23 protein-coding genes are annotated in these 20,335 nt (G+C 60.8%); 9 read left to right on the top strand and 14 right to left on the bottom strand.

Going from position 1 to position 20,335, the window contains the following annotated elements; all coding sequences use genetic code 11:
• The first annotated feature begins 30 nt into the window (after window positions 1–30).
• Window positions 31–885, top strand: a complete 855-nt coding sequence (locus EJA70_RS22290; protein ID WP_158833556.1) for a sulfurtransferase — start codon at window positions 31–33, stop codon at window positions 883–885.
• A 77-nt stretch (window positions 886–962) separates the two neighbouring features.
• Here the strand turns inward: EJA70_RS22290 and EJA70_RS22285 are convergent, their stop codons facing one another.
• The 6 genes from EJA70_RS22285 to EJA70_RS22260 all read right to left on the bottom strand — a co-directional run bounded on the left by EJA70_RS22285 (window position 963) and on the right by EJA70_RS22260 (window position 6,648).
• The gene (locus tag EJA70_RS22285) at window positions 963–1,793 is read right to left on the bottom strand and encodes an AraC family transcriptional regulator (RefSeq protein WP_158833554.1); all 831 of its coding nucleotides are present in this window, start codon (window positions 1,791–1,793) and stop codon (window positions 963–965) included.
• Complete coding sequence (locus tag EJA70_RS22280) at window positions 1,790–2,785, bottom strand: hydrolase (RefSeq protein WP_158833546.1); 996 nt, start codon at window positions 2,783–2,785, stop codon at window positions 1,790–1,792. Before EJA70_RS22280 ends, EJA70_RS22285 begins: the two co-directional genes overlap by 4 nt.
• A 63-nt stretch (window positions 2,786–2,848) precedes the next feature.
• Window positions 2,849–3,463, bottom strand: a complete 615-nt coding sequence (rsmD, locus tag EJA70_RS22275; RefSeq protein ID WP_158833544.1) for a 16S rRNA (guanine(966)-N(2))-methyltransferase RsmD — start codon at window positions 3,461–3,463, stop codon at window positions 2,849–2,851.
• Window positions 3,463–4,953, bottom strand: a complete 1,491-nt coding sequence (locus EJA70_RS22270) for a pitrilysin family protein (protein ID WP_158833542.1) — start codon at window positions 4,951–4,953, stop codon at window positions 3,463–3,465. The genes rsmD and EJA70_RS22270 overlap by 1 nt, the downstream gene beginning before the upstream one ends.
• A complete protein-coding gene (locus tag EJA70_RS22265) occupies window positions 4,946–6,301 on the bottom strand; it encodes a pitrilysin family protein (RefSeq protein ID WP_008077830.1) in 1,356 nt (451 codons plus the stop codon). Before EJA70_RS22265 ends, EJA70_RS22270 begins: the two co-directional genes overlap by 8 nt.
• Window positions 6,302–6,453: 152 nt before the next feature.
• Complete coding sequence (locus EJA70_RS22260) at window positions 6,454–6,648, bottom strand: hypothetical protein (RefSeq protein WP_025112092.1); 195 nt, start codon at window positions 6,646–6,648, stop codon at window positions 6,454–6,456.
• Here EJA70_RS22260 and ftsY point away from each other — a divergent pair.
• From ftsY to rpoH, 4 genes are all read left to right on the top strand, one after another.
• Window positions 6,647–8,182 (top strand): signal recognition particle-docking protein FtsY, encoded by a 1,536-nt coding sequence (gene ftsY / locus EJA70_RS22255; protein ID WP_158833540.1) that lies wholly within the window; start codon window positions 6,647–6,649, stop codon window positions 8,180–8,182. The two genes, EJA70_RS22260 and ftsY, sit on opposite strands and share 2 nt — an antisense overlap.
• Entirely contained in the window at window positions 8,179–8,850 is a 672-nt protein-coding gene (gene ftsE, locus EJA70_RS22250) for a cell division ATP-binding protein FtsE (RefSeq protein WP_008065082.1), read from the top strand. Before ftsY ends, ftsE begins: the two co-directional genes overlap by 4 nt.
• Complete coding sequence (gene ftsX / locus EJA70_RS22245; RefSeq protein WP_158833538.1) at window positions 8,847–9,872, top strand: permease-like cell division protein FtsX; 1,026 nt, start codon at window positions 8,847–8,849, stop codon at window positions 9,870–9,872. Before ftsE ends, ftsX begins: the two co-directional genes overlap by 4 nt.
• Window positions 9,873–9,986: 114 nt before the next feature.
• The gene (rpoH, locus tag EJA70_RS22240) at window positions 9,987–10,841 is read left to right on the top strand and encodes an RNA polymerase sigma factor RpoH (RefSeq protein WP_158833536.1); all 855 of its coding nucleotides are present in this window, start codon (window positions 9,987–9,989) and stop codon (window positions 10,839–10,841) included.
• 83 nt (window positions 10,842–10,924) lie between these two features.
• Here the strand turns inward: rpoH and EJA70_RS22235 are convergent, their stop codons facing one another.
• Window positions 10,925–11,548, bottom strand: a complete 624-nt coding sequence (locus EJA70_RS22235; RefSeq protein ID WP_008077834.1) for a C40 family peptidase — start codon at window positions 11,546–11,548, stop codon at window positions 10,925–10,927.
• A 250-nt stretch (window positions 11,549–11,798) separates the two neighbouring features.
• Between EJA70_RS22235 and EJA70_RS22230 the strand changes: the two genes are divergently transcribed.
• Window positions 11,799–12,218 carry a TM2 domain-containing protein gene (locus EJA70_RS22230; RefSeq protein ID WP_008077835.1) on the top strand — a complete coding sequence of 140 codons (420 nt, stop codon included), beginning with the start codon at window positions 11,799–11,801 and terminating at the stop codon, window positions 12,216–12,218.
• An 83-nt stretch (window positions 12,219–12,301) separates the two neighbouring features.
• Here the strand turns inward: EJA70_RS22230 and EJA70_RS22225 are convergent, their stop codons facing one another.
• The 7 genes from EJA70_RS22225 to gshB form a co-directional block, all read right to left on the bottom strand.
• Window positions 12,302–13,573 carry a dihydroorotase gene (locus EJA70_RS22225; RefSeq protein WP_158833534.1) on the bottom strand — a complete coding sequence of 424 codons (1,272 nt, stop codon included), beginning with the start codon at window positions 13,571–13,573 and terminating at the stop codon, window positions 12,302–12,304.
• Window positions 13,570–14,574 (bottom strand): aspartate carbamoyltransferase catalytic subunit, encoded by a 1,005-nt coding sequence (locus EJA70_RS22220; RefSeq protein WP_007913665.1) that lies wholly within the window; start codon window positions 14,572–14,574, stop codon window positions 13,570–13,572. Before EJA70_RS22220 ends, EJA70_RS22225 begins: the two co-directional genes overlap by 4 nt.
• A 27-nt stretch (window positions 14,575–14,601) precedes the next feature.
• Window positions 14,602–15,108: a bifunctional pyr operon transcriptional regulator/uracil phosphoribosyltransferase PyrR gene (gene pyrR, locus EJA70_RS22215; protein WP_122604421.1), complete on the bottom strand. Its 507-nt coding sequence runs from the start codon at window positions 15,106–15,108 to the stop codon at window positions 14,602–14,604.
• Between the two features lie 80 nt (window positions 15,109–15,188).
• Entirely contained in the window at window positions 15,189–15,626 is a 438-nt protein-coding gene (gene ruvX / locus EJA70_RS22210; RefSeq protein WP_158833532.1) for a Holliday junction resolvase RuvX, read from the bottom strand.
• Window positions 15,626–16,198, bottom strand: coding sequence for a YqgE/AlgH family protein (locus EJA70_RS22205; protein WP_008077846.1), 573 nt, complete (start codon window positions 16,196–16,198; stop codon window positions 15,626–15,628). Before EJA70_RS22205 ends, ruvX begins: the two co-directional genes overlap by 1 nt.
• A 240-nt stretch (window positions 16,199–16,438) precedes the next feature.
• On the bottom strand, window positions 16,439–17,338 hold the full coding sequence (locus EJA70_RS22200) for an energy transducer TonB (protein ID WP_008077848.1): 900 nt from the start codon (window positions 17,336–17,338) through the stop codon (window positions 16,439–16,441).
• Window positions 17,339–17,504: 166 nt separating this feature from the next.
• Window positions 17,505–18,476, bottom strand: coding sequence for a glutathione synthase (gene gshB / locus EJA70_RS22195; protein ID WP_158833530.1), 972 nt, complete (start codon window positions 18,474–18,476; stop codon window positions 17,505–17,507).
• A 225-nt stretch (window positions 18,477–18,701) separates the two neighbouring features.
• On the opposite strand from gshB, the gene pilG reads away from it, so the two are divergent.
• From pilG to EJA70_RS22180, 3 genes are read left to right on the top strand one after another with little or no spacing between them, the layout of a single operon-like run.
• Window positions 18,702–19,106 (top strand): twitching motility response regulator PilG, encoded by a 405-nt coding sequence (pilG, locus tag EJA70_RS22190; RefSeq protein WP_007913673.1) that lies wholly within the window; start codon window positions 18,702–18,704, stop codon window positions 19,104–19,106.
• A gap of 60 nt (window positions 19,107–19,166) precedes the next feature.
• A complete protein-coding gene (gene pilH / locus EJA70_RS22185; protein ID WP_008084306.1) occupies window positions 19,167–19,532 on the top strand; it encodes a twitching motility response regulator PilH in 366 nt (121 codons plus the stop codon).
• A 10-nt stretch (window positions 19,533–19,542) separates the two neighbouring features.
• On the top strand, window positions 19,543–20,082 hold the full coding sequence (locus EJA70_RS22180; protein ID WP_007913675.1) for a chemotaxis protein CheW: 540 nt from the start codon (window positions 19,543–19,545) through the stop codon (window positions 20,080–20,082).
• Window positions 20,083–20,335 lie beyond the last annotated feature (253 nt).

The following is a 20,335-nucleotide window of genomic DNA, read 5'->3' as shown; positions in this document are numbered from 1 at the left end:
CGTTCTGTTGAAATCCCTCAGGAGCCCGTTATGCCGATTGCGCAGTTGATCAGCCCGCAAACACTGGATGCCCGCAAGGAACAGCCCGGGTTGGTGATTCTCGATTGTCGTTTTGCCCTCGAAGATCCGGATTACGGCCAGCGCAGCTATGCCGAAGGGCACATTGCCGGGGCGAGCTTTGCGGACCTTGAGCGCGACCTCAGCGGTAGAGTGGTCAAGGGCGTCACCGGTCGTCATCCGCTGCCCGAGCCGGCAGAGTTGATCGAGCGCCTGCAAGCCTGGGGCATAAACAGTGACAGCGACGTGGTTTTGTATGACGACGGCCCCGGTGCTTATGCGGCGCGGGCGTGGTGGTTGCTGGCATGGCTGGGCAAGCGCGAGGGCGTGTTCATTCTTGATGGCGGGCTCAAGGCCTGGCATGCGGCGGGTTTGCCGTTGAGTCTGGATGCGCCGACGGTCAGCCCTGGCGATTTCAATGGTCAGCCAGATGAAGCTTTGCTACTCAGCGCCGAGCAATTGCAACAGCGCCTGGGCCAGCCGACGCTGACGCTGATCGACGCCCGCGCCTTGCCGCGCTTCAAGGGTGAAGTGGAACCGATCGACCCGGTGGCCGGGCACATTCCCGGTGCGCAGTGCGCGGCGTTCACCGACAACCTTGGCAGCGACGGGCGATTCCTCCCGGCCGATCAGCTCAAGCAGCGCTTTGCGGCTCAACTGGGTGAGCGTTCGCCGTCGGAACTGGTCGCGTATTGCGGCTCCGGGGTGACGGCGTGTCAAAACCTGTTTGCGCTGTGCCTGGCGGGGTATCCGTTGGGTGCGTTGTATGCCGGGTCGTGGAGCGAGTGGATCAACGAGCCGGCGCGCGGCATCGCCACCGGCGAATAAGATCAAAAGATCGCAGCCTTCGGCAGCTCCTACATTGGAATGCATTCCCTGTAGGAGCTGCCGCAGGCTGCGATCTTTTAGCTTTTCAGGCGGGCACTGCGATACGCCGCAGGCCCCACGCCATAAGCCTGCTTGAACTGTCGGCTCAAGTGGCTCTGATCGGCAAACCCCAACTGTGTCGCGACTTCCAGCGGCAAGCAGCCACTCTGTAACAAGGCCCGCGCCTGAGCGATGCGCTGCAGCATCAGCCAGGTGTGCGGCGGCATGCCAGTTGCGCGGCGGAACACCCGGGCGAAGTGGAACGGCGACAGATTGACCGCCGCCGCCAGCTCTTCCAGCGACGGTGGCGCTGCCAAGTGGGTGTGCAGCAGATCCTTGGCGATCAGCACTGCGCGGTGCTCCTTGCCGGGGTTGCCGACTTCTCCCACCGCCGCGTGGCGCTGCAACAGCAGCAACATCATTTCGCCCCACACCGTTTGCTGTTGCAGCGCGGTGGCCGGGCTTTCGAGCAAGCGATGCAATTGTGCAAAACCGCTGACCAGGTCCGGATCGCGATACAGCGTGGCGCCGAAGGCCGGCAGACTGGTCGTCGACAGTTCCAGCTCATCGAGCAGCGAAACAATCTTGCTGGTCTCCGGATAGAACGCCCGATACAGCCAGCCGTCTTCGGCGCCTTTGTGGCCTGTGTGCAGCTCATCCGGATTGATCAACACCAGCGTGCCGCTGCCGGCCAGATGCTCGGCGCCGCGATAACGGTAGCGCTGAGCGCCGGCCATGATCATCCCGATCACAAAACCGTCGTGTACATGCGGGGCGAAGCGATGATCGATGTAGCGTGCCGACAACAGTTCGACGCCGGCCAGTGGCGCGGTTTGCCAGAAATGGATCGACTCGCCGTGATCGCTCATGCGGGCACGCTGGCCAGCCATCGCGGGATGCGGCGTTCGAGGTAATAACCGGGCTGACGCAGCGAGCCATCGACGAAACCGACGTGGCCGCCGCGTGGTTGCAGCTCAAACGCGGTCGAGGCTGACAGCTCATCAGCCTGGGGCAAGCTGTGCGGGAACACGAATGGATCGTCTGCCGCCTGAATGATCAGGGTCGGTGTGCGAATCTCGCCGAGAAAATAGCGGCTCGACGCCCGCCGGTAGTAATCCTCGGCATTCTCGAAGCCGTGCAATGGCGCGGTCACCCTGCCATCGAAATCCCAGAACGTGCGCATGTTCTCCAGCGAACCGAGCGCTGCCAAAGCCGCCAGCCCATCCTCGCGCCCATCGTGCTGAAACTGCCGTTGCTTGTTCTTGATGTAGGCGACCATCTCGCGCATGAAATGCGCCTGATAGACCTTGGAAAAGCCCTGGCCGATACGGTCGGCGCATTGATCGAGGCGGAAGGGCACCGACACCGCCACCGCACCGAGCACGCCGCTGGCGCTGCCGGTTTCGCCGAGATGTTTGAGCAGCACGTTGCCGCCCAGTGAATAGCCAACGGCATACAACGGCGCCAATGGGCGTTTCGCGCGCAGGTGTTTGATGGTTTCGGCGAGGTCTTCGCTGGCGCCGGAATGGTAGCTGCGCGGCAGCAGGTTCGGCTCACCGGAGCAACCACGCCAGTTCAGCGCAACACTGGCCCAACCCTGATCGGCCAAGGCTTTTTGCACGCCGGCCACGTAAGGCGAGTTGGAAGAGCCGGTCAGCCCGTGTAACACCAGCACCAAAGGCGCGTCTGCCGAATGCGGGCCATGCCAGTCGAGGTCGAGAAAGTCGCCATCCTCAAGCCACAGGCGCTCGCGCTCACGCTGGATATGCACGGTTTTGCGCCACAGCGGCCCCCACAAGGTTTGCAGGTGCGGATTGCCGAGGCCGAGGGCGGGGGTGAAGCGTTCTGAAGAGGCGGACACGATGGTTCTCGATGCAGCGCGGCGACCCTATGGGAAGGGCCGCCGCTTATTCAGACCGGTCGATTAACCGGCGATCTCTGCCGTACGTTGCCACAGCGCGTAGTAAACCCGGCCGGATTTCTGTTCGCGGTGCAGGCGCCAGTTGCCCGGCAGGCCCAGCGTCGATGGCGCCGTTTCACTTTCAGTGTAGATCCACGAATCGGGCGCCAGCCACTGACGCTCTTCGAGCAAGGAGCACACGGCAGGCAGCAGGTTCTGGTTGAACGGCGGGTCGAGGAACACCAGGTCGTACGCGCTGGCGGTCTGGGTTTCCAGATAACGCAGCGCGTCCGCCGTCTGCACCTGGCCGTTGGTGCAGCGCAGGGTGCCGAGGTGTTCTTTCAGGCTGGACACCGCAATGTTGCTGGCGTCCAGCGCCTGGCCCATGGCCGCGCCACGCGACAGCGCTTCGAGAAACAGCGCGCCGCTGCCGGCGAACGGGTCGAGTACCTTGGCCCCTTCAACGTACGGCGCCAGCCAGTTGAACAGGGTTTCACGCACGCGGTCCGGCGTCGGGCGCAGGCCCGGTGCGTCGGGGAAGCTCAGCTTGCGGCTGCGCCATTGGCCGCCAATGATGCGCAACTGGTTCACACCGTTGTGAACGTTTTGCGCAGGCTTTTTAGGGGATCGAGTCGCCATTAATGCTCCGGAACCCCGAGCGGTTGCTCGGCAGGTTTATCAGAAGGGGCCGGTAACGGCTTTTGCGGCACGGTCGGGCCAGCGGTGACGATGACCATTTTGTCCGTGCTCAAATGTTTGTTCAGGGCGTCGCGGACTTGTTCCACGGTCAGGCTTTGCGACTGACGCATGAAGTCGTCCAGATAGCTCAGCGGCAGATTATAGAAGCCCATCGCGCCGAGTTGGCCGACGATATCGGCATTGCTCGCGGTGGACAGCGGGAAGCTGCCGGCGAGTTCACGCTTGGCATCGTCGAGTTCTTTCTGCGTCGGCCCGGTTTTCAGGTAGTCGGCGAGCACATCCTGCACCAGTTTCAGGGTGCCTTCGCTCATTTCCGCGCGGGTCTGCAGGTTGATCATGAACGGGCCACGCGCCTGCATCGGGCTGAAACCCGAATACACGCCGTAAGTCAGGCCACGTTTTTCACGCACTTCGCTCATCAGACGGGTGCCGAAACCACCGCCACCGAGGATCTGGTTGCCCATCGACAGCGCGGCGTAATCCGGATCGTCACGGTCGATGCCCAGTTGCGCGAGCATCAGGTTGGTTTGCTTCGACGGGAACTCGATGTGATTAACGCTGGCTTTCGGTTCCTGCGGCTGCGCGATCTTCGCCAGCGCCGGGCCTTTCGGCAGGGCAGTAGAGACCTGATTGGCAATCGCCTCGGCTTCTGCGCGAGACAAGTCACCGACCAGCGCGATCACCACGTTGCCAGCCGCGTAGGCCTTGGCGTGGAATTCACGCAATTGCGCGAGGGTGATCTTCGGCACGCTTTGCGGATTGCCGTCGCTCGAATGCGCGTAGGGGTGATCGCCGTACAGACGTTTCATCAGCTCAAGGCTGGCGAGTTTGCCGGGGTTCTGTTTCTGGTATTCGAAACCGGCGAGCATCTGGTTTTTGATGCGCGCGAAGGAATCGGCCGGGAAGGTCGGTTTGCCGACCACTTCCGAGAACAGCTTCAGCGCCGGTTCACGTTGCTCAGGCGCACTCAGACTGCGCAGCGAAGCCAGCGCCATGTCCTTGAAAGCACCGTTGCCGAAATCCGCACCGAGGCCTTCGAAACCCTGAGCGATGGCGCCGACGTCTTTGCCAGCCACACCTTCGTTGAGCATCGCGTTGGTCAGCACTGCCAGACCCGAGGCGCTGCCGTCCTGGCTACTGCCGGCGGCGAAGATCAGGCGCATGTCGAACATTGGCAGCTCGTGGGCTTCGACGAACAGCACCTTGGCGCCGTCGGCGGTGTTCCAGGTCTGCACGTCGAGTTTGCGGCTGGCCGGGGCTTTGCCGTCGAGCTCGGCCAGCGATTGCAACTTCTGGCTGGTCTTGGCGTTGTCGAGGGCTTCGCTGGCCTTGCTGTCAGCGCTTGGCGACAGAAAGAAAGCAGCAGAGCCGATCACCGCCACGGCGATCAGGCCGAGCAGCATCAAACGTGGGGTTTTGCGCTCACTCATGAGTCGTCTCCAGTGGCAGGACGTGGGCGACGCTGAGACGTTCGCGGGTGAAATACAGCTTGGCGGCGTTCTGGATGTCTTGCGGGGTCACGCTTTCCAGGTCGGCGAGTTCGGTGTCCATCAGTTTCCACGACAGGCCGACGGTTTCCAGTTGGCCAATCGCCGTGGCCTGGCTGGTGATCGAATCACGCTCAAAGACCAGGCCGGCAATAACTTGTGCACGCACGCGCTCCAGTTCTTCAGCGGACGGCGCGGTGGTTTTCAGCTGTTCCAACAGTTTCCACAGACCGGCCTCGGCTTGCGCCATGGTCTTTTTCTTCTGCGTGTTCGGCGTTGCCGAGAGGGTGAACAGGCTGTCGCCACGGGTGTAGGCGTCGTAGTTCGACGAACCGCCGGAAACCAGTTCCTCACCACGTTCCAGTTGTGTCGGGATGCGACCGCTGTAGCCGCCGTCGAGCAGCGCGGAGATAAGACGCAGGGCGTTGACCGAACGCTTGTCTTCAGCGGTGGCGATGCTTGGCACGTTGAAGCCGAGCATCAGGCTAGGCAGTTGTGTCTGCACGTGCAGGGTGATCTGGCGTTCGCCCGGCTCGGCCAGTTCCAGCGGTTTTTTCGCCGGTGGCACGTCGCGTTTGGCGATCGGGCCGAAATAGCGCTGGGCCAAGGTTTTCACCTCGTCCGGAGTGACGTCGCCGACCACCACCAGCGTGGCGTTGTTCGGCACGTACCAGGATTGGTACCAGTGGCGCAGCTCTTCGACCTTCATGCGATCGAGGTCAGCCATCCAGCCAATGGTTGGCGTGTGATAGCCGCTGGCCGGGTAGGCCATGGCTTTATAGCGTTCGTAAGCCTTGGACATCGGCTTGTCATCAGTGCGCAAGCGGCGCTCTTCCTTGATGACTTCGATTTCCTTGGCGAACTCGTCGGCCGGCAGGCGCAGGTTGGCCATGCGGTCGGCTTCCAGTTCAAAGGCTACGCCCAGACGGTCGCGGGCCAGCACCTGGTAATAAGCGGTGAAGTCGTCGCTGGTGAAGGCGTTCTCTTCGGCGCCCAGATCGCGCAGGATCAGCGACGCTTCGCCGGGGCCGACTTTCTCGCTGCCCTTGAACATCATGTGCTCAAGCGCGTGAGACAAACCGGTCTGGCCCGGGGTTTCGTAGCTGGAGCCGACCTTGTACCAGACCTGCGAGACCACCACTGGCGCGCGATGGTCTTCGCGCACGACGACCTTGAGGCCGTTGTCGAGGGTGAATTCGTGGGTCGGTTGCGGGTCGGCCGCCAGGGCCGAAAGGGGCAGGCAGACTGTGCTGAGCAGCAGGCCTGCGGCGCGGCGGGCTAGAGCATTCATTCGTTTTTTAACCTGTTGGGCTGCCCGCTTGGTCTTAGCCTAGGCGGGCGAGGAGGTGCTAGGATACTGATCCGTTTTACTGGCGGCCACGCCTATCAAGCCACTGATCGGTCGATAGGTTGTATGGGTTTCCGGCAGAAGCTTTGAGTTTGTCAGCTAAACTCTGCGTTTTCGCCGACGATGCCGTTCCAGTCCTTCGTATTAATCGACCTTTGAGGTGCCTGTGGCGCCTCGACAAAATGTTGCGCGTGAACAAGCTGGATGAAACACAGTCTGTTCTGCATCGAATATTTATTTGCCGGGGCGCCCTTATGGCGCGTCGCTACCGTGAGATAGCCGTCCTCCATGTTTGGTTCCAACGACGACAAGAAGACCCCAGCTGCGGCTGGCGAGAAGAAAAGCCTGTTCGGATGGCTGCGTAAGAAACCGCAGGAACCCGTCGTCGAACAGCCGCCCGCGATTCCTGAACCCGCTCCCGCGCCGGCTCTGGTAATAGAAGAAGAGCCGGCACCGATCGTTCTGCCGCTTGCCGAGCCGGTGTTGCAACCGGTTGAGCCAGAGCCTGAAGCGCCTGTCGCGGCCGAACTGCCGCTGACCCCGGCGGCCGAGCCGTGGCTGACCTTGCCGGTGGCGGAAGAGCCGGTGGCATTGGTTGAAGAGGCTGCGCCACACGTTACGCCAGTGATTCCTGCGCCTGCTGCGTTTGTGCCTGAAGTGGCGCCGGCGCCAGTGGTTGAGCCGATCATCGAGCCTGCGCCCGTCGTGGCTGAAGCTGTTCCTGAAATTATTGCGCCTGAGCCTGTTGCTCCGGTCGTTGTTGCTCCTGTTGCTCCAGTCGTGCAACAGCCCGAGCCAGCAGCGGCACCGGCTCCCGTAGTTGCAGCTCAAGTCATGCCGGTCGAAGTGGTTGCCGAAACCCCCGTCGAAGCCCCGCGCACCGAAGAAACCAAAGCCGGTTTCTTCGCCCGTCTGAAACAGGGTCTGTCGAAAACCAGCGCCAGCATCGGCGAGGGCATGGCCAGCCTGTTCCTCGGCCGCAAAACCATTGACGACGATCTGCTCGATGACCTCGAAACCCGTCTGCTCACCGCCGACGTTGGTGTCGAAGCCACCACGCAGATCATCCAGCGCCTGACCCAGAAGGTTGCTCGTAAGGAATTGGCCGACGCCGATGCGTTGTACAAATCCCTGCAGGCCGAACTGGCCGCGATGCTCAAACCGGTCGAACAACCGCTGAAAATCACCTCGCAGAACAAGCCTTTCGTGATTCTGGTGGTTGGCGTCAACGGCGCCGGCAAAACCACCACCATCGGCAAACTGGCGAAGAAGCTGCAACTGGAAGGCAAGAAAGTCATGCTCGCCGCCGGTGACACTTTCCGCGCTGCAGCTGTTGAGCAGTTGCAGGTCTGGGGCGAGCGCAACAAGATCCCGGTGATCGCCCAGCACACCGGCGCCGACTCGGCTTCGGTGATCTTCGACGCCGTGCAGGCCGCCAAGGCCCGCGGCATCGACGTATTGATCGCCGACACCGCCGGTCGTCTGCACACCAAAGACAACCTGATGGAAGAACTGAAAAAGGTTCGCCGGGTCATCGGCAAGCTCGACGCCGACGCGCCGCACGAAGTGCTGCTGGTGCTCGACGCCGGTACTGGCCAGAACGCCATCAACCAGGCCAAGCAATTCAATCAGACCGTCGAACTGACCGGTCTGGCGCTGACCAAGCTCGACGGTACCGCCAAGGGCGGCGTGATTTTCGCCCTGGCCAAGCAGTTCGGCCTGCCGATCCGCTACATCGGCGTCGGTGAAGGCATCGACGATTTGCGTACCTTTGAAGCCGAACCCTTTGTCCAGGCACTGTTTGCCGAGCGGGAGCGTTCATGATTCGTTTCGAACAGGTCGGTAAACGCTACCCGAACGGTCACGTCGGCTTGCATGAGCTGAGCTTTCGAGTCCGTCGTGGCGAATTCTTGTTTGTCACCGGTCACTCCGGTGCCGGTAAATCCACTCTGTTGCGCCTGCTGTTGGCAATGGAACGGCCAACCAGCGGCAAACTGCTGCTGGCCGGGCAAGACCTGAGCACCATCAGCAACGCGCAGATTCCGTTCCTGCGCCGGCAGATCGGCGTGGTGTTCCAGAATCACCAGTTGCTGTTCGATCGCACGGTGTTCAACAACGTCGCGTTGCCGCTGCAGATTCTCGGGCTGTCCAAGGCCGAAATCGCCAAGCGTGTCGATTCGGCGCTGGAGCGTGTGGCGCTGTCGGATAAAACCGATCTGTACCCGGGCGACCTGTCCACCGGTCAGCAACAGCGCGTCGGCATTGCCCGCGCGATCGTTCACCGCCCGGCCTTGCTGTTGGCGGACGAACCGACCGGTAACCTCGACCCGCGTCTGGCGGCCGAGATCATGGGCGTGTTCGAAGACATCAACCGGCTGGGCACCAGCGTGCTGATCGCCAGTCACGACCTGGCCCTGATCGCGCGCATGCGCCACCGCATGTTGACCCTGCAACGTGGCCGCTTGATCGGCGACGGGGAGGCTGGGGAATGAGTGCAACACGTAGCCCCAAGGTTTCCGAGCGGGTGGCCCCGAAAGCCGCCGATCCGCAGCCGCCGAAGAAGAAAAAACACGACGATGACGACGGCCCGGACTTCGCCACGCTGTTCCGCGCGTGGGTTGAAAGCCATCGCGCCAGCCTGCTAGACAGCCTGCGCCGCCTCGGCAAGCAGCCAATCGGCAGCTTCTTCACCTGCATGGTGATGGCGGTGGCGCTGAGCCTGCCGATGGGCTTGTCGCTGCTGCTCAACAACGTCGAACGTCTCGGCGGTTCGTGGCAGCGTGCGGCGCAGATTTCGCTGTATCTGCAACTCGATGCCAGCCCGCAGCAGGGTGAAGCGTTGCGCGAGCAGATCAAAGGCATGCCCGGCGTAGCGGACGCTGAATATGTCGGTCGCGATCAGGCGCTGGAAGAGTTTCAGCAGCAGTCCGGGCTGGGCGAAGCCTTGCGCGAACTGCCGGAGAACCCGCTGCCGGGCGTGGTGCTGGTGACGCCGAACGAAGTCGACAAGCCGACGCTGGAAGCATTAAGACAAAAACTTTCCGAGCTGCCGAAGGTACAACAGGCGCAACTTGATCTAGTCTGGGTCGAGCGTCTGGCCGCCATCCTCAAGCTTGGCGATCGTTTTGTCTTCGGTCTGACGGTGCTGTTGGTTTCTGCATTACTTTTGGTGATAGGCAATACCATTCGTCTTCATATTGAAAACCGCCGCACCGAGATAGAAGTGATTAAACTCGTCGGCGGCACTGACAGTTATGTGCGGCGTCCCTTCCTTTATATGGGCGCGTTGTATGGCTTCGGTGCGGGGCTGTTGTCCTGGGGTGTATTGGCGTTCGGCCTGAACTGGCTGAACGACGCGGTGGTTGGGCTGGCCGGCTTGTACGGCAGTGATTTCGCGCTGGCCGGAGTGCCAGTTGCCGACGGTCTGTCGCTCTTGCTTGGCGCGGTGCTGTTGGGTTATATCGGTGCATGGATTGCAGTCGCACGTCATCTCAGGGAGCTGGCGCCGAAGTAGAATCTTTTTTGCGCGTGATTGGCCTCGCGGTTTTTTGGGAACTTGTACTTGAATTCCCGGTCAATTTTTCGCAGTGCCGAGAGGCACGAGTATGTAAGTGGGAGGTTTTTTCGTATGACCAATTCTTTGCAACCTGTGTATGCACTGGTTCCGGGCGCGAATCTGGAAGCCTATGTGCACACCGTCAACAGCATTCCATTGCTGACGCCGGAGCAGGAGCGTGAACTGGCCGAGAGTCTCTACTATGAGCAGGATTTGGGGGCGGCTCGGCAGATGGTGCTCGCCCACCTGCGTTTTGTCGTACACATTGCCCGTAGCTATTCCGGCTACGGTCTGGCTCAGGCTGACCTGATCCAGGAAGGTAACGTCGGCCTGATGAAGGCCGTGAAGCGCTTCAACCCGGAAATGGGTGTGCGTCTGGTGTCGTTCGCCGTGCACTGGATCAAGGCGGAAATTCACGAGTTCATCCTGCGCAACTGGCGCATTGTGAAAGTCGCGACCACCAAGGCCCAGCGCAAGCTGTTCTTCAACCTGCGCAGCCAGAAGAAACGTCTGGCGTGGCTGAACAACGAGGAAGTCCACCGTGTGGCGGAAAGCCTCGGCGTGGAGCCGCGTGAAGTGCGCGAGATGGAAAGTCGCCTGACCGGCCATGACATGGCCTTCGACCCGGCTGCTGAAGCCGACGACGACAGCGCTTTCCAGTCGCCGGCCAACTATCTGGAAGACCACCGGTACGACCCGGCGCGTCAACTGGAAGATGCCGACTGGAGCGACAACTCCAACCACAACCTGCACGAAGCGCTGGAAGTGCTGGACGACCGCAGCCGTGACATCCTCTACCAGCGTTGGCTGGCAGAAGAGAAGGCCACGCTGCACGACCTTGCGCAGAAGTACAACGTGTCGGCCGAGCGTATCCGTCAGCTCGAGAAGAGCGCGATGAACAAGCTCAAGTTGTCGATCGCCGCGTAACCGGTGAACAGGCAAAAAAAAACGCCCCGATCAGCAATGATCGGGGCGTTTTCGTATGTGGCGTTTCGTTCAGGCTGATCAGATCAGCGCTGAACCACGCGCAATTGCTTGCTGGCCGGCTCTTTCGGCAGTACGCGTTTGGCCACCACGTAGTGCTTTTCCCAGTACGGCTTGTTCAGGGTATCGATGCTCACCGACTTGCCGCGACGCGGCGCGTGGATGAAGCGGTCGTTGCCCAGATAGATCGCCACATGGTTGACGCGACGGCTCTTGATGTTGAAGAAGATCAGGTCGCCGGGCTTGAGGTCCTTGCGCTCGACCTTCTCGCCGTGACCGCTGGCCATGGCGTTAGAGGTGCGTGGCAGGTCAAACGTCGCGTCGTTGAACGCATATTTGACCAGACCGCTGCAATCGAAGCCTTTACTTGGGCTGCTGCCGCCCCAACGATAAGGAGTACCGAGGACATTTACCGCGCGGCTGAGGACGTTGCTGCTTTCCTTGCTCGCCATCGGTGGCACCAGCTTGCTGTGGCTCTTGCTGCTCAGCGTGGTGGTTTTGCTTTTGCTGCTTTTGCTCGAAGGAGCCGAAGCATGGGATTTAGGGGTGAAGCCGTTAACGTTAGGAAGACGTTGCTCACGATTGGTGGCGTGGGCGGCCAGTGGCATTAATAGGCAGATGGTTAGCCATGTCTTGAAAAATGGTCGCATTAGGCGTGGCTCTTAAGTGGTAGCGCGCAACTTTATAACAGCTTTTTTGTCTCTTCCGAGGCCGTTGGTCGATTCAACCAAGGGGTCAATTTCGCTCAACAAGCGGCAAATTGACTCAATTGTCGGACAGAACCCAAGCCCCACAAGGCTTTGCGCAAGGTGTAACAGTGAAGAGCCACTTGTCGGCTGGACATAAAAAAGTCACAAAGATGCAGAAAATATTTATCTATCGAGGCAAACGAGGTCATTCATGAACCGCTATCAATCCCAGGATACGCACAGCAAGGTCATCGGTTACCTGTTGTGGATTTTAGGTTTCACCGGCGCTCACCGCTTCTACTACGGCAAGCCGGTGACCGGGACGATCTGGTTCTTCACCTTCGGTTTGTTGGGCATTGGCTGGCTGATCGACCTGTTCCTGATCCCAGCGATGGATCGTGAGGCGGATCTGCGCTTTACCGCTGGGCCGATCGAATACAACGTCGCGTGGATTCTGCTGACGTTCCTTGGAGTCTTCGGGGTGCACCGGATGTATCAGGGGAAATGGATCAGCGGGCTGGTGTATCTGCTCACGGGCGGGTTGTTCTTTATTGGCGTGTTGTATGACTTCTGGACGCTGAATGATCAGGTCTCGGTGCGTAACGCGCAGAATCGCGGCGCCTTCCAGTAAGCCATCGCTGGCAAGCCAGCTCCCACAGGATTCGCGGTGATCCTTGTGGGAGCTGGCTTGCCAGCGATTGATACAACTCGGTATCAAGCCTGGTGGCTGATCCGGCCATCCACCAAGGTGTAACGAACCACGCCTGGCAGCGTATGCCCAATGAACGGGCAGTTCTCACCCTTCGACAACCAGTTCTCACCGGCCACCGTCGAAGCCTGTGGGTCGAACAGCACGATATCCGCCGCACCGCCCACCGCCAGCTTGCCCGCCGGTAAACGCAACGCCTCGGCCGGGCCAGCGCTTAAACGCGCCAGCAACGTCGGCAGATCCAGCAAGCCATCTTCAACCAGGGTCATCGCCAATGGCAGCAACAACTCAACACTGCTGATGCCCGGCTCGGTCGCGCCGAACGGTGCCAGTTTGGCGTCACGTTCGTGTGGCTGGTGATGGCTGGAAATCGCCGAGATCACCCCGGACTTCACTGCCGCACGCAAACCATCGCGATCCGCGCGCGTACGCAGCGGCGGTTGCACGTGATAGAGGCTACTGAAATCGATCAGCGCTTCATCGGTCAGAATCAGTTGATACAACGCGACATCCGCCGTCACTTTCAAGCCACGGGCCTGCGCCTGAGCGATCAGGGCAACACCGCGAGCGCTGGTCAACTGGCTGAAGTGCGCACGCACGCCAGTCTGCTCGACCAGCAACAGATCCCGGGCCAAGGCCACGGTTTCAGCGGTTTCCGGAATACCCGGCAAGCCGAGGAAACTGGCAACCGCGCCTTCGTGAGCCAAGCCACCTTCGGCCAGGTCATGATCCTGCGAATTGAAAATCACCGTCAGGTCGAAAGTCGCCGCATATTCCAGCGCCCGGCACAGGGTGCGGGTGTTGCGGAAGCTTTCGAGACCATTGCCGAACGCCACGCAACCAGCGTCGCGCAGCGCCACCAGCTCAGCCAGTTGCTCGCCGTCCAGACCTTTGCTCAGTGCGCCGATCGGGAACACCTTGGTGTTGCCGGCCTCGCGGGCGCGGTCGAGGATCAGCTCGGCCACGGCGGAGGTGTCGAGCACCGGTTTGGTTTTCGGCGGGCAGCACAGGCTGGTCACACCGCCGGCAGCGGCGGCGCGGGTTTCGCTGATGATGCTGCCTTTGCGGCTGTAACCCGGCTCGCGCAGGGCAACGTTCAGGTCGACCAGGCCGGGAGCGGCGACGAGGCCTTGGGCATCAATGGTTTCTACTGCGCTGAAGCCGGCCGGAGCCGCGCCGAGGGCGACGATCTTGCAGGCTTCAACGTGAATGTCGGTGACTTGATCCAGGCCGCTGCTTGGATCGATGACGCGTGCGCCGAGAATGCTGAGCTTCACTGGGCGTTCTCCTGCTCGAATTGACGCTGCGCGGTTTGTCCGCTCATGGCCATGGACAGCACAGCCATACGAATTGCGATGCCGTAGGTGACCTGATTGAGGATCACCGAGTGCGGGCCGTCGGCCACTGCGGACTCGATCTCCACGCCGCGGTTGATCGGCCCCGGGTGCATGACGATGCAATCGGGTTTGGCCCCGGCCAGACGCGCGGTGGTCAGGCCGAACAGGCGGTAGAACTCGCCTTCGCTCGGCAGCAGGCCGCCGGTCATGCGTTCACGCTGCAGGCGCAGCATGATCACCACGTCGACGTCTTTCAGACCTTCGGTCATGTCGGTGTAGACCTTCACGCCGTATTGCTCGATGCCGATCGGCAGCAGGGTTTTCGGCGCGATCACGCGGATGTCCGGGCAACCGAGGGTTTTCAGCGCGAGCATGTTCGAGCGCGCGACCCGCGAGTGCAGGATGTCGCCGACGATGGCCACCGAGAGGTTTTCAAAGCCGCCCTTGTGCCGACGAATGGTGAGCATGTCGAGCATGCCCTGCGTCGGGTGCGCGTGACGGCCGTCGCCGCCGTTGATGATCGCCACTTGCGGGCAAACATGTTCGGCGATGAAGTGCGCAGCGCCGGAATCACCGTGGCGCACGACGAACATGTCGGCGGCCATGGCTTCGAGGTTGCGCAGGGTATCGAGCAGGGTTTCGCCCTTGCTCGCCGACGAGGTCGACACGTTCAGGGTGATCACGTCCGCCGACAACCGCTGGGCCGCCAGTTCGAAGGTGGTGCGGGTGCGCGTGGAGTTTTCGAAGAACACGTTGCACACGGTCTTGCCGCGCAGCAACGGGACTTTCTTCACCGCCCGGGCACCGACTTCGAGGAACGAGTCGGCAGTGTCGAGGATTTCCGTCAACAACTCGCGGCGCAGGCCGTCGAGCGAGAGGAAGTGGCGCAGCTGGCCCTGATCATTGAGCTGCAGCGGGCGCTTGGTATCTAGAGGCGTCATCGCGAAGGGGACTCTCAATAGGGCGGATTAAAGGGACATGTCTTGCAGTTCGAGCGTCAACGGCTCGGGGCCGGACAGCTTTACCCGTTCGTGAGCCGCCAGCGACAAGGTCGCGCCGACCACGTTGGGGCGTATCGGCAGCTCGCCGGCGTCCAGATCCAGCAGGCAGACCAGGGTCACGCTGGCCGGGCGACCGTAGTCGAACAATTCATTCATGGCGGCGCGGATGGTGCGGCCGCTCATCAGTACGTCGTCGATCAGCACCAGATGCTGGCCTTCGATCTCGAAGGGCAGGGCGGACGGGCGCACTTGCGGGTGCAGGCCGTTCTGGCTGAAGTCGTCGCGGTAGAAGGAAACATCCAGCGTGCCCAGTGGCGCGTCGCTGCCCAATTCCTTGAGCAAGGCCTGCGCAACCCAGATGCCGCCGGTGCGAATGCCGATGTAACGCGGTTCAGTGATTTCACGCTGGGCAAGGTGCGCCTTGAGGCGGGTCGCCATCTGGCTGATCAGATCGGCGGGATTTGGCAGGCTCATGGTTGCTCCTTGTTGGGGGCGAGTCGGATCCTTGGACGCGACTCGGTTTTTCACTCAAAAGAAAAGCGCCGAAGCGCTTGTCAGGATTCAAACAATGCAGTGTTTTCATCGAGCCAGCCCTGCAACAGCAGAGCGGCGGCGATGGCGTCCACCGGGTTGTCGCGGTAACTGCCTTTTTGACCGCCGCGCGCCAGTCGCTCGCCTTTGGCCTCGAAGGTGGTCAAGCGCTCGTCGTGGGTATAGAAAGGCACGTTGAAGCGGCCGTTGAGGCGGCGGGCGAATTTCTCCGCGCGCAGGCACATTTCGCTCGGTGTGCCGTCCATGTTCAGCGGCAGGCCGACGACGACGGCGTCGGGTTTCCATTCTTTTATAAGGGCTTCGACCTGGTTCCAGTCCGGCACGCCGTTCTGTGCCTTCAAGGTGCACAGCTCGCGGGCCTGGCCGGTAATCACCTGGCCGACTGCGACGCCGATCTGTTTGGTGCCGTAGTCGAAGCCGAGAATCAGGCGCAGGGCCATCAGGCGTGACCTGCCTGACTGGTCAGCAGGCTGAGGTTGATCCCCAAGTGCCTGGCCGCCGCTTCGAGACGCAGCTCGCTGCTGGTGTTGAAGAGGATGTCGGCGTCGTACGGGCAGGTCAGCCAGGCGTTGTCGGCCATTTCCGCTTCAAGTTGCCCGGCTTCCCAACCGGCATAGCCGAGGGCGATCAGGCTTTTCGCCGGGCCGACGCCGTCCGCGATGGCGAACAGCACATCCTGCGAGGTCGACAGGGCCAGATCGCCATCCAGTTGCGCGGTGGCCTGGAAGGTCTTGCCCGCCGGGTGCAGAACGAAACCGCGATCGGTCTGCACCGGGCCGCCGATGAAGATCGGCACGTGCTGGCACAGTGCTGGCGGGTCGATGTCCGGGCGCAGTTGCTCAAGAATGTCGGCCAGATTCAGCTCTTGCGGTCGATTGACCACAATCCCCATCGCGCCATTGGCCGTGTGCTCGACGATGTAGGTCAAGGTGTGGGCAAAGTTCGGATCGGCCATGTGTGGCATGGCGATCAGGAATTGATGCTTGAGGTAGCTGGGGCTGACGTTTTTCATGTGCGCTAGTGTGGCGTTCGGGGGGCAAACTGACAAGCTGGAGATGCTGACAACAACACAGATCCCTTGTTGGAACATGGCTTTGTGGCGAGGGGATTTATCCCCGATCGGCTGCGAAGCAGTCGCAAAACCATCACGCACGGTGTGTCAGGCAGGTCATGTCAATGGATTCAGGGCCGCTGCGCGCCCCATCGGGGATAAATCCCCTCGCCACAATGAGTCTCATCGTCACTGAAATATTCAGTTGCTGGAGAGTTTGTCACCGCGAGCAAATTTCCAGGTACGAATGATTTCCAGCCGATCGATATCCGACAAATCGCCGGTAAACGGCGCAAACGGTGCCGCCAACCGGACGATGCGCTGCGCCGCCTGATCCAGCAGCGGCTGGCCGGACGATTCCAGTACCAGCACTTCATACAGCGAACCGTCGCGGTTGATCGACACCATCAGGCGCAAATTGCCGTAGATCTGCTTGCGCCGTGCTTCTTCGGGGTAATTGAGGTTGCCGATGCGCTCGACCTTCTTGCGCCAATCGTCCTTGTACCAGGCACCCTTGTCGCGCATGGTCGACGCCGCGCTCAAGCGGTGAATACGCGGACGCTTGGCGTACAGCTGTTGTTCCTTGGCCAGTTCGGCTTCGAGGCTGGCGATGTCGCTGGACAGCTGCGAGCTGTCGAATTCCGGCGCATCAACCGTCGGTTTGACCTCGGTCTTGGTTTCTTCTTTCTTGGTCGGCGCCTTTTTCGGCTTTGGCGCGACGGTGGTCACCGCAGCCTTGGGCGCGGCTTCCTGCACTTCTGGCTTGGCGGCCGGTGGCGGGGTGACTTTCTTGACCTGATTGTCCTGGAACGGCGCCACCTCAGTGGTCTTCGGGATCGCCTTCTTGTCCAGCGTGCCGCTGCCTTCCTGATGCTCTTGAGCAAGAAAGTCAGCCTTCTCCGGCTTCTTTTCGCTCTTGAAGGTGGCGAGGGTGATTTCCAGGGTTTTGCTGATTTGCTTGGGCTCGACCATCGTGAAGCCGACGCCGAGCAGCAGCGCCAAATGGATCAGCGCTGCGAGAAACAGGGTAAATCCGAGGCGATCGGCCGGGCGCACGCCACGGTGGGCGAGTTCAGCGGGCAGATCGGACGGGAGGGTCATGACAGAAAAACCAACATCGCGTTTTTACGGGCTCGGCATGATAACGCAATGTTGGTTTTTAGCTGCAAGCTTCAAGCGGCAAGCGACATAAGGGCAGCTGCAAGTTTCGAGCGGCAAGCTGCAAGTAAAAGCTTGTAGCTCATGGCTTGCGGCTTGTAGCTGGCCGTCAGGCTTGCTGCTTACGGCTAGAGGCTTGCAGCTTCTTCTCGATCGCATCCATCAGCATGCCGCCGATATCAGTGCCAAACGCATTGTCGATTTCACGGATGCAGGTCGGGCTGGTCACGTTGATTTCGGTGAGGCTTTCACCGATCACATCGAGGCCGACGAACAGCAGGCCTTTCTCACGCAAGGTCGGGCCGACCTGAGCAGCGATCCAGCGATCCTTTTCAGTCAGCGGGCGCGCTTCACCACGACCACCGGCAGCCAGGTTGCCACGGGTTTCGCCCTGCGCCGGAATCCGTGCCAGGCAGTAATCCACCGGCTCGCCGTCGATCATCAGGATGCGTTTGTCGCCGTCCTTGATCGCCGGCAGGTAAGCCTGGCCCATGATCTGCTGGCCACCGAGGGCGGTCAGGGTTTCCAGAATCACCGACAGATTTGGATCACCGGCACGGTGACGGAAGATCGAGGTGCCGCCCATGCCGTCCAGCGGCTTGAGGATCACGTCGCCGTGTTTCGCGGCGAACTCCCGCAGCACGTCGGCGCGGCGGCTGACAATGGTTGGCGGCGTGCACTGCGGGAACAGCGTGGCGAACAGCTTTTCATTGCAGTCGCGCAGGCTCTGCGGCTTGTTCACCACCAGTACGCCGGCGGTTTCGGCCTGTTCGAGCAGGTAGGTGGAGTAAACGAACTCCATGTCGAACGGCGGATCCTTGCGCATCAGGATCACGTCCAGATCGCTCAGCAGGTTGTCCTGCTCGGCGTCCAGTTCGAACCATTTTTCCGGGTTGGCGAAGACTTTCAGCGGCTTCATGCGCGCCCGGGCCTGACCTTCGCCCTGATACAGGTCGCGCTGCTCCATATAGAACAGTTCCCAGCCACGCTTCTGCGCGGCCAGCAGCATGGCCAGCGAGCTATCCTTTTTATAGGAGATGCTGGCGATAGGGTCCATGACAATCCCGACGCGAACGCTCATTGGGTTTTCCTCGAAAATTGGCTACCGGATCGGTATTGAAAAAGTGCCGCCAGAGTGGCGCCGGGCGGGTTTTCGGTCAAGGAAAAACCCGTCGATAGATTGCATCTGGAGACTGTGCTAAAAAGGCTGCCAAGCCGTGCTGGCCCTTGAGCATCAAGGGTTTCCAGCCATTACTCATCGCAAAACGGACAATTTGATTCGCAAAGGCGACGGTAGAGCCCTCTTATGGAACAGCAGTCCAGCGCCTTGAAGGTCATGGTGATCGACGACTCGAAAACGATTCGTCGCACCGCCGAAACATTGCTGAAGAATGTCGGCTGTGAAGTGATCACGGCGATTGACGGTTTCGACGCTTTGGCGAAGATCGCCGACAACCATCCCGGGATCATTTTTGTCGACATCATGATGCCGCGTCTGGATGGTTATCAGACCTGCGCTTTAATCAAGAACAACAGTGCATTCAAGGCCACGCCGGTGATCATGCTGTCATCGCGTGACGGGCTGTTCGACAAGGCCAAGGGGCGGATTGTCGGTTCCGATCAATTTTTGACCAAGCCTTTCAGCAAGGAAGAACTGCTCAACGCGATCCAGGCCCACGTTCCGGGCTTTGCCGCCGTTTTGCCGCAGTAAGACACGTACAGTGATGCTCGGCCAGCGGGCCGGGGGTCGACAAGAAAAATGGGGAAAACCATGGCACGTATCCTGATCGTCGATGATTCGCCGACTGAAATGTACAAACTCACCGGCATGCTCGAAAAGCACGGCCATGAAGTGCTCAAGGCCGAAAACGGCGCCGACGGCGTGGCCCTGGCCCGTCAGGAAAAACCCGACGCGGTATTGATGGACATCGTCATGCCCGGCCTCAACGGTTTTCAGGCGACCCGTCAGTTGACCAAGGATGCCGAGACCAGCCACATCCCGGTGATCATCATCACCACCAAGGATCAGGAAACCGACAAGGTCTGGGGCACTCGTCAGGGCGCCAAGGACTACCTGACCAAACCGGTCGACGAAGACACCCTGATCAAGACCCTGAACAACGTGCTCAAAGGCTGATCGCGCGACCATGAGCGAATCGCTGACCGCGTTCGAACTGCTCTGGCAAATCGACCAGCGCTGCCGCTTGCTGGCGGCGGACCTGCCGTCGCAACCGGCGCGCCAGGATCGCTGGAGCGGCATCGGCTTTCGCCTCGGCGAGCATTGGTATGTGGCGCCGATGGGCGAAGTCAGCGAAGTGCTGCACGAGCCGCGCTTCACTCAGTTGCCCGGGGTCAAGCCGTGGGTCAAGGGTGTGGCTAACCTGCGCGGACGGCTGCTGCCGATCATGGATTTGTGTGGTTTCTTCGGGCATGAACTGTCGCCGTTGCGCAAACAGCGGCGGGTGTTGGTGGTGGAGCATGGGGACGTGTTTGCCGGGCTGATGGTCGATGAGGTTATTGGTCTGCAGCATTTCGAGCAGGACAGCTTCGAACCGATATCGATCAGCAAGCGCCAGGGTTCGAAGGCCGAGTTCGTCAAAGGCTATTTTCGGCGCGAGCAGAACTGGCGGGTATTCAGCCTGTTTGCCCTGGCGAAATCCCCGGTGTTCATGAGCGTCGCAATCTAGTCGAAACAACAGAGACCCATGTGGGAATGGGCCATGCAATGGTGGGATTCTGTGGCAAGGGAACCTGTGGCGAGGGGATTTATCCCCGATGGTTGGCGAAGCCGACCCAAAGGCTGCATTCGAGATGTATTTGATACAGCTCGAATCTTGGGGCCGCTGCGCGACCCATCGGGGATAAATCCCCTCGCCACAAAAGCTCCACTTCACAAGGCTAACTCCCACAGGTTGTTCGATGAGCTTCAAACAGGCGAGG

The sequence above is a fragment of the Pseudomonas sp. PB103 genome (assembly GCF_009764635.1).
In the GTDB taxonomy this organism is placed as follows: Bacteria; Pseudomonadota; Gammaproteobacteria; order Pseudomonadales; family Pseudomonadaceae; genus Aquipseudomonas.
The sequence above is the reverse complement of the archived record's forward strand: the minus strand, read 5'-3'. Positions and strand labels throughout refer to the sequence as shown.